Here is a 17,771-nt window from a genome sequence, read left to right as displayed (position 1 = left end):
CCCCCTCAATCACTTCCTATGCTTAATCTTGATAACTGGTTGTCTTCACCGTTCAACCAGTTATCAAGATTAATGAACTCAAATTCACTCATCCAAACTTAGTCACTTCAACTGCGTTTGGAAAAAACGAGAATCCATTATGAAACAGTTAAATGTCGACGTGGCAATTATTGGTGGTGGTACAGCTGGTCTTGGCGCCTACCGCGCAGCAAAATCACACGCAGACAGCGTTGTGATGATCGAAGGTGGCCCTTACGGCACAACATGTGCTCGTGTCGGATGCATGCCGTCGAAACTTTTGATCGCCGCCGCTGAAAGCGTACACCAAATCGAGAAAGCACCGGGCTTTGGTGTACATCCACAAGGCGACATTTACATTAATGGTCGTGAAGTCATGGACCGAGTAAAGCGAGAACGTGACCGCTTTGTAGGCTTTGTGTTGGAAGGCGTCGATGAGATTCCTACTGAAGATAAAGTGTCGGGTTATGCTAAGTTTACCAACGACAACACGTTAATCGTTGATGAGCACACTCAAATCACAGCTAAGCGTATTGTGATCGCAACCGGTTCGCGTCCTGCTTACCCTGCCGTATGGAATGAAGTCGGCGACCGCTTAGTGATTAACGATGATGTGTTCGATTGGGATGACTTGCCAGAATCTGTTGCCGTATTTGGTCCGGGTGTGATTGGTCTTGAATTGGGTCAAGCGTTGCATCGCTTAGGTGTAAATGTGAAGCTATTTGGTCTTGGTGGTCAAGTAGGACCATTGACCGACCCTGAAGTGATGGCGTATGCCGATAAAGCCTTCAAAGAAGAGTTCTACCTTGATGCCGATGTAAAAGTCGAAAGCATGAAACGTATTACTTCACCAGAAAATGACGGTGAAGATAAGGTCGAAATCCAATTCATCAACCACGATGGTGAACTAGAAACCTTTATTGTTGATTACGTATTGGCAGCAACTGGTCGTCGCCCGAATGTCGACAAGCTAGCGATTGAAAACACCAATGTGGCACTGGATGAGCGCGGCGTACCAACGGCGGATCATTACACTCTGCAAACCTCGGTAGAGAGCATCTTTATCGCGGGTGATGCAAGCAATCAAATTCCATTATTACACGAAGCGGCAGATCAGGGGCGTATTGCTGGCGACAACGCAGGTCGTTTCCCTGATATTCGTGCAGGCCTGCGCCGCTCATCAATCTCAGCAGTGTTCTCTGATCCACAAATTGCTATGGTAGGAGAAACCTTCAAGCAACTAGAAACGCGTTTTGGCACATGTGGCTGTTTCGCTACCGGTCAAGTATCGTTTGAAAATCAAGGTCGCTCACGCGTTATGCTTCGAAATAAAGGCATTCTGCATGTCTATGGGGAACAAGGTACTGGTCGCTTCTTGGGCGCAGAAATGATGGGACCAAACGCCGAACACCTAGCCCACCTGCTTGCTTGGGCACACCAAAATAAAATGACAGTATCTGAAATGCTTGATATGCCATTTTACCACCCTGTGATTGAAGAAGGCGTTCGCACTGCGCTACGAGATTTGAATGCGAAGCTCCACTTAGGTCCTGAGATGATCAAACATTGTCTTGATTGTGGACCTGGTTGCTAACGCTCACTCTCTTTACCTCTCCCAGACAAACAAAAGCCTCGTCATAGACGAGGCTTTCTCATTCCAACTCTATCAGTTCAAACTGAGCAAAGTGGTTGTTTATGCAGTCATCATTGCGTAACGGCTAACAAGCACAATGGCAGTAAAACCAATTGTGAAGAAACCACCAGCAAGGCCTAGTGCTACTTTAAGTTCTGTCGACATTATAATTTTTCCTATTGTCAGGCTGACAGCGCACCATACACCAATTACGTGCTACACATTTTTAACCAAGTTAATTTTCCATTTTTGGTTCGATAGACACGACATAGAAACCAGACAAAGAGAAACTCAAACATGAGTTAGCCGTTATAATCAGGGAAAAATAGATAGTGTGGATAGAACAATGGCTTGTCGAAGTTGCCAAGAGCACTGGTTTTGGAAAAAGATCGGACGTTGCCAACGATGCATGGATCAACTGACGGTACTTTCTGTTTTATGTTGGATCGTGTGGTGGTTTGCGTTTAAAGATGATCCACAAAGTATTGAATCGATCGCGCTGATCTTTGCCGGATTTGCATTTAACGGCTTACTGTTTTTGCACCTATGGATGCGCTTCGTGGTTTTGCCGTGGCAGCGCCGTCGTGGAAAAGAAAGTAAGGATGCTCATCACCCAGATGACAGATAGAAAAAAGCCCCAAAACCAATACCGGTCTTGGGGCTCTCTTAGATTCTTCTAAGAAAAAGCAGTGGTACTTTAATAGACCGGGCTTCCTCTCAAAGGTTCCAAGTTTTTTTCCAATTTTTTTAGTATTTTCTTAAATACTAATAGAATCATCAACCTAGGCTACGTTACTTTTCTGGATCAATTGTTCGAACAAGTTGATCTCTAGTGCAACTTCATCACACGCATGCTGACGCGGACACTGATCGCAATCTTTCAGTACTTTTTCTGGTAGCAACGACTTCGAGGTTGGCAAGAAGCTCTGCTTCATAAAGAATTCAGGCGTACGTGTCAGCACAAAGACTTTCTTGATAGCCATTTGGCGTGCTTTCTCAACCAGATAGTTCACAATCGCACTACCCTGCCCTTGGCCTTGCCAACCAGCTTCAATGCCTAGAGAACGAATTTCTGCTAACCCTGAGTCATAGACATACAAAGATGCACAACCAGTAACCTCTCCGTGATGCTCGGCAACCGCGAAGGAGCCAATATCACGTACCAACTCATTGCGTGAGCGCGGTAGGTTTTCCCCCATATTCGCCCAATAAGCAACCATACCTTCTACGGTTTCAATATCGGTTAGACGAGCAGGTCGAACTTTCACTGCTGATGTATCACGTTGAGAAAGGCGCTTGTCTGCTTGATCGACGGCGAAAGCAACTTGCTGAGGCGCGACACCACCAAGTGCACAACGCTTCTCAAGACACGAGTCGATGGTTAAGATGTCATACACATCCGCTTCAATCACTTCAGAGAAAGCTTTCAGCTCTTCAATCGACAATTCTTCCAACGCACAGCCTTTGGCAATAGCACCGACCACAGCAACACCGACAATATGGTGCGCTTCACGGAATGGGATGCCTTTCGCCACTAGATAATCTGCCAGTTCGGTAGAGTTTGCGTAACCTTGTTTCGCGGCTTCTAACGTACGCTCACCATTAACCTTGATGCCATCAAAACACAGTGCCGCCATTTCCATGCAATCGTTCCATGTATCAAGTGCATCGAACAGGCCTTCCTTGTCTTCCTGCATGTCTTTGTTGTAAGCCAGTGGCAGCGCTTTCACTGTCATCATCATGCCAGCAAGTGCGCCGTACACACGCCCCGTCTTACCACGAATAAGCTCTAGTGCATCTGGGTTTTTCTTCTGTGGCATCAGAGAAGAACCTGAGGTTACCGTATCAGCTAATTCAATAAAATTAGATTCACCCGAATTGTAGAAGATCATATCTTCTGCTAAACGCGAAAGGTGTAACATCGAGATAGACGCCACAGACATCAACTCCATCACGTGGTCACGGTCAGATACAGAGTCCAACGAGTTACGTGTTGCACGATGGAAACCAAGGTTGTGAGCCAGCTCTTCACGATCGATTGGATAAGCGGTACCAGCAAGCGCTCCAGAACCAAGTGGACACGTGTCCAAACGCTTAAGTGTGTCACTCAGACGCGAATAGTCACGTTCAAACATTTCAACATAAGCCAAACACCAGTGAGCAAACGTAACAGGCTGAGCACGTTGCAAATGCGTGTAGCCCGGAAGCACCGTACCTTGATGCTGCTTAGCTACGCCTACCATTTGAGTTTGCAGACGGTCTAAAGCAATCAACAGCTGTTGGCCTTGCTGACGACACCAAAGTTTAAGGTCGGTTGCCACTTGGTCGTTACGTGAACGTCCCGTGTGTAGTTTTTTACCTAGGTCGCCGACCTTGTTGATCAGTTGCTGCTCTACCCAAGAGTGGATATCTTCCGCATCCGAACGTAGGATTTGCTGAGGGTCTTCCATGACTTCAAGCTTGAGCTCATTCAGTGCCAGCTCAAGCTTTTGTTGTTCTTCTGCTGATAATACGTCAACAGAAAGCAAGGCTTTTGACCACGCAATTGAGCCAACAATATCTTGCTCAGCCAATCGGTAATCGAAACGCAATGAATCGTTGAAGTCCTTAAATCTGGTGTCTGCCGCTTGGGTAAATCTTCCGCCCCATAATGCCATTGCGTTTCTCCTGATGACTATTGCTTACGCTAACGTATTCTTCATTAAGTGTTGACCAAATCGGTGGTCATTTGCTCACTTTTTCTTATGCCTCAACGTTACGATAATCACAGATAAAAATAAAGTAGAAATTCAATATTTTTACATATTTATTCATGGTTATTTTATCTTTATGCCAATGAGGTCAGCAAAAACGAAAAAGACCTGCCAATAGAGGCAGGTCTCTTATCTTATAAGGTTTTAAATTGGCTTATTTTTTCTGGCTGTTCAGCGCACGAATACGGCTTGATAGCGAGTAAAGACGGATAAAGCCTTCAGCATGGCTTTGGTCATAAACTTCATCTTCACCAAAAGTAGCAAATTCTTCAGAGTACAAACTGTTATCCGAACGTTTTTGCGTTACCGTTGCGTGGCCTTTGTAAAGCTTCACAACCACTTCACCATTCACGTCTTGCGCGAGCTCTTCAGAAGCCGCAAGAATAGACTTACATAGAGGCGTGAACCAACGACCATCGTAAACAAGGTGCGATGCTTTCAGACCAAGCTCCTCGCGGAATTCAAATGATGCTTTGTCCAGCACAAGTTGCTCCACTGCACGCAGCGCTTCCATCATGATAGTGCCACCCGGAGTTTCGTAGCAACCACGAGACTTCATCCCCACTAGACGGTTTTCGACAATATCGATACGACCAACACCGTGCTTCGCACCTTTCTCGTTTAGATAAACCAACGCGTTGTATGGTGTCATCGCTTCGCCGTCTACCTCAACGACTTCGCCTTTCGCTACTTTCAAGGTCACGGTTTCAGCTTCATTCGGTGCTTGTTCTGGGTCTACAGTCCAAGCCCAGCAATCTTCATTTGGCGCATTCCATGTATCTTCTAGAACACCACCTTCAGTAGAAATGTGCCATGCATTCGCATCACGCGAGTAAATCTTAGTAAGAGATGCTGAACAAGGAATGTTACGCTCTGCTAGGTAGTCCAGACATTCTTCACGGCTCACTAGATCCCATTCACGCCAAGGCGCAATAACGTGCAGATCTGGTGCTAGCGCTGCAAATGCACCTTCAAAACGTACTTGGTCGTTACCTTTACCGGTACAACCATGACACAGAGCGTCTGCGCCAACTTTACGTGCGACTTCAACCTGCGCTTTGGCAATGATAGGACGCGCCATTGATGTTCCTAGTAGGTATTTACCTTCGTAGTAAGCGCCTGTTTTTAGTGTCGGGTAAATGTAGTCTGCGACCATTTCTTCTTTCAGGTCAGCGATGTAGCACTCTGAAGCACCTGAAGCTTTTGCTTTCGCTTCAATACCTTCTAGCTCCTCTGCACCTTGACCAACATCGGCAACGAAAGCCACCACTTCACAGTCGTAGTTCTCTTTTAGCCACGGGATGATTACTGAAGTATCTAGACCGCCTGAGTATGCGACTACCACTTTATTTACGTTCACTTTGCTCATGTTTTTTCTCCAAACTTAACTGGCGCTGCTCTCGGCGGTCAGTGCCAACCACTTCCTAATGTTCAATTCTTAAACTGGTTTGCTTCTGCTTTATTGAGGCAGAAACTGCGTTCCAATACTTTCACCCGCGAATAGCTGGGTCAGTTTCTCTGGGTAACGCCATGTCGCGACTTCGATAGGACGACCAAGATCATTGGCAGCCTCCAAAGCGGCTTTAACTTTGACGATCATACCGTCGGTGATTACTTGCCCTTTGATCAACGCATCGGCTTCTTGCTCAGATAGCGTTTTGATCAAATGCCCTTTGCCATCAAGTACACCGCTCACATCGGATAGAAGCACTAACTCCGCATCCAATGCACCTGCTACGGCAACCGCAGCTTGGTCAGCATTCACATTCATCATCTGACCTTTTTCAGTCAGACCAATTGAGCTGATGATCGGCAGTGCACCTGCGCTTAGCACCGCTTGTAAAAGGGTTGAATCACCTGGTGATGCTTTGCCTACAGCGCCTAGCTCTGGATCAAGTTCTTCAACATGACATAACCCACCATCGGCGAGACTAAGACCCACTGCATTCAGACCATCCGCAATCGCTTGACCTTGAAGCAATTTGTTTGCTGTGCCTGCAAGCGCGCCTGCAATCACAGGAATTTGCTCATAAGGCGTCACGCGAAGACCGTTTTTCTTTACGGTTTCAAGCTGAAGCTTTGCCATCAACTCATCAACTAGGTAGCCACCGCCATGAACGATGACGATTTGTCGCTGCGCTGATTTTTGGTATGCCGCAATAGCAGCAAACAGTTGGCTTAAGGTTTGAGTGCAAGATAGAGCTGCACCACCGAGCTTAATGACTAAAGGAGCTTGATTGGTTTGCGTCATCGCATTTCCCTCTTTCAACGACTACAGCAACGCTGTCAGTTCTGGGTAACCGTAATGAATATTGAGACATTGCATCGCTTGACTCGATGCACCTTTAAGTAGGTTGTCGATAGCCGAAATCACAATGATGTGTTCGCCTTGAACCTTCCAGCCGATATCACAGAAAGGGGTATTTTCGACATCCTGAATACGTGGAATACCATCACCTTTAAGACGAACCGCAGGCTTGCCTTGGTAAGCTTGTTCAAACGCTTTCGCCACTTGTGCTTCCGTCACGCCTTGCGAAAGTTTCATGGTGATCGTGGCAAGAATGCCGCGCTTAAAGTTGCCTAGGTGTGGAGTAAAAATCACATCGCAACCCAAATGCTGAGCAATCTCTGGTTGGTGACGATGGTTAAAGACACCGTAAGGTTGCAAGCTCACTTCGCAGAAGCTGTTAACCATGGATGCTTTACGCCCTGCACCTGATACACCACTAGTTGCGTTAATCACAGGCCATTGGTTGGTATCCAGTAATGCGTGTTCTAATAAAGGTTTGATTGCAAGCTGTGAAGCGGTCGGGTAGCAACCCGCCACTGCAATCAAAGGAGTGGTTTTTATTGATTCTTGGTTCCACTCCGCTAAGCCGTATGCTGCTTTATCTAGCCAGTTGTTATATTGATGTTCAAAGCCATAGAAGGTGTTGTAGAAGCCTTCGCTTTTCACACGGAATGCACCGGATAAATCGAATACCTGACAGCCCGCCTCTAAGAAAATTGGGGCTAAGTCGTGGCTCACTTCATGTGCTGTAGCCAGAAAGACCACATCTGACGCTTGAGCAACCTGCTCAGGGTCAATCAGTGGCGAAACTGGCATATCAATCACACCTGCTAACTTGCCGTGCAATTGAGCAATATTCTTTCCTGCATCTACGCTATTGGCGGAAACGTATAAACCTGATAGCTTGAGTTCAGGGTGTTTGTTGACCATTAAAGCCAACTCTGCGCCGGTGTAGCCGCTGGCTCCGATAATCGTGGTTTTTAGCATTACATGACATCCATATACTTAAGGCTGAAAATGACTATTCATATTTAATTTTTGCTTTATTTTGATTTTTTATTCAATAAATATGATTTAATATGTGTTTTACATTTTTGTGCTCTGTCTGTCAACAGGAGAATTGAAGAATCCATGCAATTACCAAGTTTTCTAGAGGTCTATGAAGGACTGATCAGTACCTCTTCGATAAGCTCAACCGATCCAAGTTGGGATCAAGGCAATGCCAAAGTGATCGAGAAGCTGGCATCTTGGTTTAAAGATCTTGGCTTTAGTGTTGAAGTGATCGAAGTGGAACCAGGCAAACACAATATGATCGCACGTATGGGTGAAGGTGAAGGCGGCTTACTTCTCGCAGGCCATAGTGATACCGTGCCATTTGATGAAGGACGTTGGAGTTTTGACCCACATACGCTGACCGAGAAAGACAACCGCTTTTACGGATTAGGTACTGCGGATATGAAAGGCTTCTTTGCCTTTATTTATGAAGCGGTAAAGAAAGTCGACTGGAGTAAACAAACCAAGCCGCTGTATGTGTTGGCGACCTGTGATGAAGAAACCACCATGCTGGGTGCGCGTCATTTCACTGAGAACGCACCTTTTAAACCGGATTACTGTATCATTGGTGAACCCACCAGCCTTGTACCCATTCGAGGTCACAAAGGACATGTGGCAAATGCTATTCGCGTAACAGGTAAATCCGGTCACTCATCAGATCCGGCACTTGGTGTCAACGCCATTGAAATCATGCATGAGGTCATGTTTGCCATGATGCAACTGCGTGACAAGCTAGTGAAAGAGTACCACCACCCTGGTTTTGCCATTCCAAGCCCTACCCTAAACCTCGGTCATATTCATGGCGGTGACAGTGCAAACCGGATTTGCGGTTGCTGCGAGCTGCATTATGACGTGCGTCCTCTTCCTGGTATTAGCCTTGATGGTTTAGAGAACATGCTGCGCGGAGCCTTGAAAGAAGTGGAAGCGAAATGGCCAGGGCGATTAGAAATCATTCCCCTGCACGAGCCAATTCCGGGGTACGAATGCCAACACGACCACCCATTTATCGGTGGTGTAGAAGAGATCTGCCAAACCAGTTCAGAAACCGTTAACTACTGTACTGAAGCACCATTTCTTCAACAGTTGTGTCCAACACTGGTTTTAGGTCCCGGCTCGATTGACCAAGCCCACCAGCCAGATGAATTCCTCTCTTTCGACTTTATTGACCCAACCATCGATGTGCTGTCACGTGCGATGGTGAAATATTGTTGTTAGTCGCATTCTGTACTTTCCTCACAATGCAGCTCGATTGAGTTGCATTTTGTTATCTGCGCCACGCCCCCTCTAGCACGCTATATCCTTCTTTTAGAGCGTTATTTTGTAATTAATTTTCACTTCTCCTTCGATAAGCTGACCTATTTTTGCTCTAAATCAGGAGAGAAGTGGAATAATTGCAATCTATGCGTGCTTTATTTGACTAGAACTGGTGCTTTTCGCTAGATTGGAGTCTTAACAAGGACAATGGATGTAGTTTTTTTACGAGGCAGGATGACAATGAACGAGAAATACGCCGCACTCAAAAGCAATGTGCGCATGCTGGGCCACTTACTGGGCAACACAATTCGCGATGCCCACGGCGAAGAAATCTTCGAGAAAGTGGAAACCATTCGTAAATTATCCAAATCGGCTCAAGCTGGAAATAATGCTGACAGAGACAGCTTAATCGAAGAGATTAAAAGCTTGCCAGATGAGCAATTGACGCCCGTGACCCGCGCGTTCAACCAATTTCTAAACCTGACCAATATTGCTGAGCAATACCACACCATTTCACGCCATTGTGAAGAGCATATCTGCGAACCTGACGCAATTAACTCGCTGTTCTCAAAGCTGGTGCAAAATGATGTGAGCAAGCTAGACACGGCACAAGCGGTTCGCGACCTGAACATTGAATTGGTCCTAACTGCGCACCCGACCGAAATCACTCGTCGAACCATGATCAATAAGCTTGTGAAGATCAACGAGTGTCTATCTAAGCTTGAGCTGAGCGATCTCTCTTTCAAAGAGCGTAAGAAAACTGAACGTCGCCTTGAGCAACTTATCGTTCAAAGCTGGCACTCTGATGTTATCCGTCAGCAGCGCCCGACACCGCTTGATGAAGCTAAATGGGGCTTTGCAGTGGTCGAAAACTCACTATGGGAAGCCGTACCTGACTTCTTACGTGAAATGAACGACCGCCTGAAATCTTACCTTGGCGAAGGTCTGCCAATTGATGCTCGCCCAGTGCACTTCTCTTCTTGGATGGGTGGTGACCGCGACGGTAACCCATTTGTAACCCACAGCGTGACTCGTGAAGTACTGCTTCTATCTCGCTGGAAAGCAGCTGACCTATATCTTAACGACATCAACGAACTGATCAGCGAACTGTCAATGACAGTGTGCAACGATAAAGTCCGTGAGCTTGCAGGTGAAGATCAACACGAACCATACCGTGCGATTCTGAAACAACTTCGCTCACTATTGAACGAAACTAAAGACATTCTAGACGCGAAAGTTCACGGCCAGAAATTGGCAGTCAAAGCACCTCTGCAAAAAGTAGAGCAGCTTTGGGAACCACTTTACGCGTGTTACCAATCGCTAAACGAATGTGGCATGGGCGTGATTGCCAACGGCTCACTGCTGGATACTCTGCGCCGCGTTAAAGCCTTCGGTATCCACCTAGTTCGTCTCGATATTCGTCAAGAAAGTACTCGTCATGCTGATGTGCTTTCTGAATTGACTCGTTACCTAGGCATTGGTGACTATGAGCAGTGGAGCGAGCAAGACAAGATTGCTTTCTTAACCAACGAACTTGCATCTAAGCGCCCTCTTCTACCTCGCGACTGGGAGCCATCAGAGCCAGTTAAAGAGGTTTTGGATACCTGTAAGATTGTGGCAGCACAACCTCGCGAAGCGTTTGGTGCTTACGTTATCTCAATGGCACGTACCGCTTCTGACGTACTTGCCGTGCATCTACTGCTACAAGAAGCGGGGTGCCCTTACCGCATGGACGTATGTCCACTGTTCGAAACACTAGACGATTTGAACAACGCAGAAGCGGTAATCAAGCAGTTGATGGGCATTGATCTATACCGCGGCTTTATCCAAAACCACCAAATGGTGATGATTGGCTACTCTGACTCTGCAAAAGATGCAGGCGTAATGTCAGCAGGTTGGGCGCAATACCATGCGATGGACTCACTGGTTAAGGTTGCAGAAGAAGAAGGCGTTGAACTCACACTATTCCACGGTCGCGGCGGTACAATTGGTCGTGGTGGCGCGCCGGCTCACGCTGCACTACTATCTCAACCACCTAAGAGCCTGAAAGGCGGTCTGCGCGTAACCGAACAAGGTGAGATGATCCGCTTTAAGCTAGGTCTACCTGATGTCGCAGTCAACAGCTTCAACTTGTATGCAAGTGCAATCCTAGAAGCGAACCTACTGCCGCCACCAGAGCCTAAACAAGAGTGGCGTGACTTAATGGATGTGCTGTCCGAGGTGAGCTGTGAAGCCTACCGTAGCGTCGTTCGTGGTGAGCCAGACTTCGTGCCTTACTTCCGCCAAGCAACACCTGAACTTGAGCTAGGTAAACTGCCTCTAGGTTCTCGCCCTGCAAAACGTAACCCGAACGGTGGCGTGGAAAGTTTGCGTGCGATTCCTTGGATCTTCTCTTGGAGCCAAAACCGTTTGGTTCTTCCAGCATGGCTAGGGGCTGGTGAAGCGATTCAATACTCAGTAGACAAAGGCCATCAGGCACTACTGGAAGAAATGTGTCGTGAATGGCCATTCTTCTCGACTCGCCTAGGTATGCTTGAGATGGTGTACACCAAGTGCAACATGGATATCTCTCGTTACTATGATCAGCGCTTAGTTGAGGAGCAGCTTCAACCGCTGGGTGATCGCTTACGAGATCAACTTCAACAGGACATTAAGTCTGTCCTGAACGTAGAAAACAACGAGAACTTGATGCAAAGTGATCCTTGGGGACTAGAATCCATTCGCCTACGTAACATCTACGTAGAGCCATTGAACATGCTTCAAGCTGAATTGCTGTACCGTACTCGCCAGACTGAAGAATCTTCTGCAAACTTAGAAGAAGCACTGATGGTAACCATTGCAGGTATTGCAGCTGGTATGCGTAACACAGGCTAACCAAGCTACGCATAAAGAACCAAAGGCTGAGTTAATACTCAGCCTTTGTTACTACTAACCAATCACTTCTACTATTTGAGCAATACGCAACCAGACATTTAATCCAAGAAAAAAACAAAAAGTCCCCACCAAACAACATAAAACACTACACAAAAACACTATTGAGTATTTTATTAGTTTTTTTGGGTAATTTTGTCCTACTATTCCACTTCATGCTTATTATTTATATACTACTTGCCTGCTGGAAGCTCACAAATCCAATCAAATAGGCTCCAGCTCGATGGAAACACCCATCACTCTAGGTGATAAACGGCTTTAAGGTGACAGGACCAACATTGTTGGTGCTATTTACACATAAAAAACTCAAGCGTCAGAAAGAGCGCAAATGAAAGTGTAAGTAGCTTGTTTACAAGTTTATTGACCATTTGGATTGAAGACATGTCATTACCACACGTAATTTTAACTGTTCTTAGCACTCGCGACGCAACCGGTTACGACATCACTAAAGAATTCTCAGCTAGCATCGGTTACTTCTGGAAAGCAAGTCACCAACAAGTTTACCGTGAACTAAACAAAATGGCTGAGAAAGAGCTGGTTACTTGCGTACTTGAACCGCAAGAAGGCAAACCTGACCGTAAGGTTTACTCAATTACTGACGCTGGCCGTGGCGCATTAGGTGAGTGGTTCGATCAACCAACAGCACACCCAACAGTACGTGATGAGTTCTCTGCTAAGCTAATGGCTTGTGCAGTGCAACCTGCGACACCGTTTCGTGACCAACTTTCTGAACTTGTGGAAGAGTCTCGTAAACTGGTTTCTCATTACAAAGAGATTGAAGCCGCGTACTACGCAACACCATCAACACTAGACAAACAAGCACGACTAGAGCGTCTAACACTTCGTCGTAACTTAATGCTACGTGAAGCGTGGATTAACTGGGCAGAAGAAGTGCTAACAGAACTTGAAGTGATTGGCTAATTCGTCGCTTTGAATAAAACGAAAAAGGCTTGCCGATGGGCAAGCCTTTTGTCTATCTGGGGAAAACGTATTAAGCGCCTACTGCGACTTGTGGGCGAACACCGAGCGTGTGGCATAGTGCATAAGTCATCTCTGCACGGTTAAGTGTGTAGAAGTGGAAGTCCTTCACGCCTTCACGGCTTAAGACACGCACCATATCAATCGCTTGGCTAGCACCAACAAGCTGACGCGTCACAGGATCATCATCCAAACCTTCAAACTGTTTGCTCATCCAACCCGGCACTTTCACGTTGTTCTGCGCAGCGAAGCGAGACGCTTGTTTGAAGTTTGATACAGGCAAGATCCCCGGAACGATTTCTACATCAATCCCTGCCGCTACACAGCGATCACGGAAGCGTAGGTAAGATTCCACATCAAAGAAGAATTGGGTAATTGCACGGTTTGCCCCTGCTTCAACCTTACGCTTTAAGTTAAGCAGATCCGATTGTGCGCTTTTCGCTTCTGGGTGTACTTCTGGGAATGCTGCCACTGAGATATCAAAATCATGGCGTGCTTTAAGCAGCTCTACCAAGTCTGACGCATACATATCTGGCGCACCACCACCTGGTGGAATATCACCGCGCAGCGCAACAATGTTCTTGATACCGTTATTCCAGTAATCGTCAGCAATGTCGATCAATTCATCACGAGTTGCGTCGATACACGTTAGGTGAGGCGCAGCAACAAGACCCGTCGCTGCTTTGATTTCTTTGATGATAGAGTGGGTTCTGTCACGCTCGCCTGAATTTGCGCCATAAGTAACAGAAACGAATTTCGGTTGAAGAGTTTTAAGGCGGTGCACTGAGTTCCACAGTGTTTCTTCCATCTTTTCACTGCTTGGTGGGAAAAACTCAAATGAGACGTTGATATTGTCTGATAGTTCAGCGATATTCTGGTTTAAGGCATCGATATGCCCTGCATGTGTGTATCCCATCTTACTCTCCCTGTGGCAACTCCACCACGAAATCAAAATCCTTAAATCGACGTTTAGACGTCTATATGTCTCCAGAATGTATTGAATACGATTTAATGTCAACCTTGTGATTATGAATTTTTCTCAAGTTAATAATTAGGATAGTTCAAGTTCCTAAGTGACAACCTCATCGCCTAACTCTGTGATTCAGTATGGCATTATCAAGACAATAAAAAACCCCGGAAGCCATCCGAGGTTTTGTGGTAGTTCGCAAAATTGGGCTTAGTAAGATTTAGAATAAGCCAGCTAGGCGATTAAGATCAGATTGAATCGCACCGGCCGTCACTTCACGTCCTGCGCCTGGACCACGAATCACTAACGGGTTGTCTTTGTACCATTTACTCTCAATTGCGAAAATGTTGTCACACGGTAGTAAGTTCGCTAAAGCATGCTCTCGTGATAGTGCCTCAACTCCTACCGTTGCTTTACCGTTACGCTCGAGACGGGCGACATAACGTAGCACTTGGTCGTTTCTTTGAGCTTTAGTTAGGCGCTCTTGCAGGATTTCACTTAAGATATCACCTTGGTCAAAGAAAGCGTCTAGGCTCAAATCTCGCAACTCTTCTGGTACCAACGATTCGACCTTCACACTTTCAGGTTCAATATCCAAACCAGACTCACGAGCTAAGATAACCAACTTTCGCATCACATCAGAACCATCTAAATCTGAGCGAGGATCGGGCTCAGTCAAACCTTGCTGCCATGCTAAGTCGACTAGTTCAGTAAATGGTACCGAACCATCAAATTGTTGGAATAGCCAAGATAGCGTACCTGAGAAGATACCCGACAGTGCGACAATCTCGTCACCGCTTTCACGCAAATCTCGAACGGTGTGATTTATTGGTAGCCCCGCACCAACCGTCGCGTTGTATAGCCAATGACGGCCAATCTTAGCGAAAGCATCTTGTACTTGATGGTAATACTGACTATCAGCTGAACCTGCCACCTTGTTCGCCGAGATAAGATGAATACCTTGCTGTGCAATTTCTACATAACGTGCCGCCAGATCTTTACTCGCAGTGACATCCAGTACCACCGCTTCGTCGAAATTTTGAATCGCACCGAGCTTAGTTAGCCAATTGCTATCATTCTCTATGCTTTCATCATCAAAGCGCTGAGCAACCGTTGCTGCATCAATCCCGTTTTCATCAAACCAGTAAGTTTGGCTATCTACCACCGCCACTAAATCAAAGCTCATGCCGTGGCGTTTTTCGAGCTCTTCTTTTTGCTCTGCGAACAGTGATAACCAACTTGAACCAATATTACCTTTACCACACAAGGCAACCGCTACGCGCTTTTGCGCTTGAAACAGCTGACTATGAATACTTTGTACTAACTCTTCCACTTCGGCTCGGCGTAATACTGCGACGAGACTCAGCCCTGATTGTGCCTCTGAGATAAATTCAACCGGAGAGTCTTTTAACTGCTGATAAAAACCAAAGCAATGATTGGCGTTTTTCGTGACCCCTGCACCTACCGCTGCGAGCAGTGAGTAACCCTCTTTCAGTTTAATTTCAGCTTCAACCGCCAACTCTTGAAGGTAAGCCAATGCACCACCGGCTATCTCGGACGTGTACGCTAAGCGCAATGTTTGTTGGTCTTCTTGCGCTTCAAATGCTAGTGGCTCTAATTGAGCGCGCTTTAACGCTTGCAACACTTCTTTCTGCGCTCGCTCAAAATCATGACCATGCACAAATGAAAGTTGCACGAGTAACACTTCATCAAGAGAGGTAATGATTTTAGCGCCACGACCAGATGCTAATACACGCTCAATTCGGGTTGAGCCAGACTCCGGTTGATAGCTGCATTTGAGGTTCAAATCCATCGTACTTTGAGCAACAGGTTGAAGCGTGCGACTGTGCAATACCGGAGCAGCTAAGCGAGCAAGTTCACTTGCTTCATCTAAACGCAGTAGGGGCAACAAGCATGCATCAGAGACTAAACGTGGATCCGCACTATACACACCTGCGACATCACTCCAAATAGTAACAGTACTAGCTTCTGCCAGTGCACCAATGACCGTAGCCGAGTAATCAGAACCATTACGGCCTAACAGTACTGTCTCTCCCGCCTCATTCTGTGCCATAAACCCTGTGATAATCACTCGCTGATGATTATGTTGTGCCAATGCTTCTTTAATTAGAGCGTAAGAACGAGCGCGGTCGACTTCTGGCTGTGTACCTACTTCTGCACGTAAAAAGGTACGAGAGTCTTGTGCAACCGCTGGCAAACTCTGCTGCGACAGCAATGCAGCAAGTAAGCGTGAAGACCATACCTCACCATGTCCAAGCACTGCGGCTTTTTGAGCTTCTGTTAACGGAGCCGTTAACTCTGCTAGAGTACTGAATTCATCTTGAAGGGAAGCAAGCAGTTGCGTCTGTGCCTCACCTGTTAACAAAGCTTCTACCAATTCAGTTTGGAAGTGTCTCAAGCTTTGTAATGCTTCATGCGCAACACGACCGTCTTTATCTAAACCTTCAAGAAACTCGATCAAGCGATTGGTGGTTTTCCCTGCCGCAGACACCACGACTAAATCATTTTCGGCTGAATACTCTTTTAGTATTTCAACCACACGTAAATAGCATTCGGGGTTGGCTAAACTGCTGCCGCCAAATTTATGCAGCTGACGTTGTACACTCATGACTTTTCTCTCTCCCGATTACTGTGCTGCTTTTAAAAATGCTTGCTCAAGATCGGCGATCAAATCCTGTGCATCTTCAAGACCAACGGATAAGCGCAGTAACTGTTGAGAAACACCAGCTTCAGCTAATGCCGCTTCCCCCATCGCGCGATGTGTCATCGATGCAGGATGACAAATCAAGCTTTCAACCCCACCCAAGGACTCAGCTAACGAAAACAATTCCAGCTCTTTTACAAACACTTTGAGCTGTTCAAATGATCCTGCGAATTCGAAGCTCAACATAGAGCCAAAACCGGATTGCTGCTTCTTGGCGATGTCATGTCCAGGATGCTCTGGCAAACTTGGGTGATAAATCTGTGCAACTAACGATTGAGTCTGTAAGTAAGCAAGTACATCTTGAGAACTTTCTTCATGAACTCGCATTCGCGCACCCAGCGTACGAATTCCTCTTAATGTCATGTAACTGTCGAATGGTGTTCCCGTCGCCCCAATGCAATTGCCCCACCACGCCAGCTCTTCTGCATGCTCTTCACTCTTAGTGATCACCACACCACCAATAACGTCGGAGTGACCGTTAATGTATTTCGTCGTAGAGTGGATAACAAAATCCGCACCTAGCTCCAAAGGCTTTTGGTACACAGGTGTCAAAAAGGTATTGTCCACGGCAACCAGTGCACCGACTTGTTTTGCCTTTTCACACACAGCGGCAATATCGACCACGCGCACAAGCGGGTTTGATGGTGTTTCTAGCAAGATAAGCTTTGGTTTTTTCGCAATCGCCGCATCAAGAGCTTGCTGATCCGACTGATCGACAAACTGCACTTTAAAATCACCCTTGTTCGCACGAGTATTGAAAAGACGATAGGTACCGCCGTAGCAATCGTGCGGCGCTACAATTAGATCATCAGGACCAAGAAACGTCGATACCCAAAGGTTTAATGCTGATGTACCACAGTTAGTAACAACCGCTCCTTTGCCTGATTCAAGCTCGTACAATGCTTGCTCTAGTAAGCCTCGGTTAGGGTTACCAGAACGGGTATAATCGTATTGAGGCACTTCACCAAATGCAGGGAAGCCATAGTTAGTAGAAAGGTAAATAGGTGGTACAACAGCGTTGTATTGGCTGTCTGACTCGATACCAGTGCGTACAGCAATGGTCGCAGGCTTACGGGTGCTCATGGGTGTATCCTTTCACGGGTGGTGACATCTAAATGGGAATGCGCTATATCTAGCTTGTATTGCTCAATTGATTAACACTCTTCCCT

The 17,771-nt window shown here is 46.4% G+C and carries 12 protein-coding genes; 5 read left to right on the top strand and 7 right to left on the bottom strand.

Going from position 1 to position 17,771, the window contains the following annotated elements; all coding sequences use genetic code 11:
- Positions 1–139 precede the first annotated feature (139 nt).
- Positions 140–1,612, top strand: a complete 1,473-nt coding sequence (locus ITG12_RS12725; protein ID WP_248873118.1) for a dihydrolipoyl dehydrogenase — start codon at positions 140–142, stop codon at positions 1,610–1,612.
- Positions 1,613–1,997: 385 nt separating this feature from the next.
- On the top strand, positions 1,998–2,279 hold the full coding sequence (locus ITG12_RS12720; protein WP_038865512.1) for a DUF3624 domain-containing protein: 282 nt from the start codon (positions 1,998–2,000) through the stop codon (positions 2,277–2,279).
- Positions 2,280–2,433: 154 nt separating this feature from the next.
- Here the strand turns inward: ITG12_RS12720 and argH are convergent, their stop codons facing one another.
- From argH to argC, 4 genes are all read right to left on the bottom strand, one after another.
- The gene (gene argH, locus ITG12_RS12715) at positions 2,434–4,308 is read right to left on the bottom strand and encodes an argininosuccinate lyase (protein WP_248873117.1); all 1,875 of its coding nucleotides are present in this window, start codon (positions 4,306–4,308) and stop codon (positions 2,434–2,436) included.
- A gap of 250 nt (positions 4,309–4,558) precedes the next feature.
- Positions 4,559–5,773: an argininosuccinate synthase gene (locus ITG12_RS12710; RefSeq protein WP_005451488.1), complete on the bottom strand. Its 1,215-nt coding sequence runs from the start codon at positions 5,771–5,773 to the stop codon at positions 4,559–4,561.
- Between the two features lie 90 nt (positions 5,774–5,863).
- Positions 5,864–6,655, bottom strand: coding sequence for an acetylglutamate kinase (gene argB, locus ITG12_RS12705; protein WP_038876058.1), 792 nt, complete (start codon positions 6,653–6,655; stop codon positions 5,864–5,866).
- A 21-nt stretch (positions 6,656–6,676) separates the two neighbouring features.
- Positions 6,677–7,681, bottom strand: coding sequence for an N-acetyl-gamma-glutamyl-phosphate reductase (gene argC, locus ITG12_RS12700; protein ID WP_039977674.1), 1,005 nt, complete (start codon positions 7,679–7,681; stop codon positions 6,677–6,679).
- Between the two features lie 144 nt (positions 7,682–7,825).
- On the opposite strand from argC, the gene argE reads away from it, so the two are divergent.
- From argE to ITG12_RS12685, 3 genes are all read left to right on the top strand, one after another.
- Positions 7,826–8,962 carry an acetylornithine deacetylase gene (gene argE, locus ITG12_RS12695; RefSeq protein ID WP_104047810.1) on the top strand — a complete coding sequence of 379 codons (1,137 nt, stop codon included), beginning with the start codon at positions 7,826–7,828 and terminating at the stop codon, positions 8,960–8,962.
- 279 nt (positions 8,963–9,241) lie between these two features.
- Positions 9,242–11,875 (top strand): phosphoenolpyruvate carboxylase, encoded by a 2,634-nt coding sequence (gene ppc / locus ITG12_RS12690; RefSeq protein ID WP_038873715.1) that lies wholly within the window; start codon positions 9,242–9,244, stop codon positions 11,873–11,875.
- A gap of 438 nt (positions 11,876–12,313) precedes the next feature.
- A complete protein-coding gene (locus ITG12_RS12685; protein ID WP_038873693.1) occupies positions 12,314–12,853 on the top strand; it encodes a PadR family transcriptional regulator in 540 nt (179 codons plus the stop codon).
- Positions 12,854–12,923: 70 nt separating this feature from the next.
- Here the strand turns inward: ITG12_RS12685 and metF are convergent, their stop codons facing one another.
- The 3 genes from metF to ITG12_RS12670 form a co-directional block, all read right to left on the bottom strand.
- Entirely contained in the window at positions 12,924–13,826 is a 903-nt protein-coding gene (gene metF / locus ITG12_RS12680; protein ID WP_038873696.1) for a methylenetetrahydrofolate reductase, read from the bottom strand.
- A 271-nt stretch (positions 13,827–14,097) separates the two neighbouring features.
- Entirely contained in the window at positions 14,098–16,506 is a 2,409-nt protein-coding gene (locus tag ITG12_RS12675) for a bifunctional aspartate kinase/homoserine dehydrogenase II (protein WP_248873116.1), read from the bottom strand.
- 18 nt (positions 16,507–16,524) lie between these two features.
- Positions 16,525–17,685, bottom strand: a complete 1,161-nt coding sequence (locus tag ITG12_RS12670; protein WP_038873701.1) for an O-succinylhomoserine (thiol)-lyase — start codon at positions 17,683–17,685, stop codon at positions 16,525–16,527.
- Between the last annotated feature and the right edge of the window lie 86 nt (positions 17,686–17,771).

The organism is Vibrio sp. ED002 (assembly GCF_023277445.1).
GTDB lineage: Bacteria > Pseudomonadota > Gammaproteobacteria > Enterobacterales > Vibrionaceae > Vibrio > Vibrio jasicida.
Note: the sequence above shows the minus strand (reverse complement) of the source record. Positions and strands in the feature narration are given on the sequence as shown.

What these genes read in the sequence shown, in the direction of transcription:
- ITG12_RS12725 (WP_248873118.1), top strand. Translation starts at nt 140, where the DNA reads ATGAAACAGTTAAATGTCGACGTGGCAATTATTGGTGGTGGTACAGCT.
- ITG12_RS12720 (WP_038865512.1), top strand. Translation starts at nt 1,998, where the DNA reads ATGGCTTGTCGAAGTTGCCAAGAGCACTGGTTTTGGAAAAAGATCGGA.
- argH (WP_248873117.1), bottom strand. Translation starts at nt 4,308, where the DNA reads ATGGCATTATGGGGCGGAAGATTTACCCAAGCGGCAGACACCAGATTT.
- ITG12_RS12710 (WP_005451488.1), bottom strand. Translation starts at nt 5,773, where the DNA reads ATGAGCAAAGTGAACGTAAATAAAGTGGTAGTCGCATACTCAGGCGGT.
- argB (WP_038876058.1), bottom strand. Translation starts at nt 6,655, where the DNA reads ATGACGCAAACCAATCAAGCTCCTTTAGTCATTAAGCTCGGTGGTGCA.
- argC (WP_039977674.1), bottom strand. Translation starts at nt 7,681, where the DNA reads ATGCTAAAAACCACGATTATCGGAGCCAGCGGCTACACCGGCGCAGAG.
- argE (WP_104047810.1), top strand. Translation starts at nt 7,826, where the DNA reads ATGCAATTACCAAGTTTTCTAGAGGTCTATGAAGGACTGATCAGTACC.
- ppc (WP_038873715.1), top strand. Translation starts at nt 9,242, where the DNA reads ATGAACGAGAAATACGCCGCACTCAAAAGCAATGTGCGCATGCTGGGC.
- ITG12_RS12685 (WP_038873693.1), top strand. Translation starts at nt 12,314, where the DNA reads ATGTCATTACCACACGTAATTTTAACTGTTCTTAGCACTCGCGACGCA.
- metF (WP_038873696.1), bottom strand. Translation starts at nt 13,826, where the DNA reads ATGGGATACACACATGCAGGGCATATCGATGCCTTAAACCAGAATATC.
- ITG12_RS12675 (WP_248873116.1), bottom strand. Translation starts at nt 16,506, where the DNA reads ATGAGTGTACAACGTCAGCTGCATAAATTTGGCGGCAGCAGTTTAGCC.
- ITG12_RS12670 (WP_038873701.1), bottom strand. Translation starts at nt 17,685, where the DNA reads ATGAGCACCCGTAAGCCTGCGACCATTGCTGTACGCACTGGTATCGAG.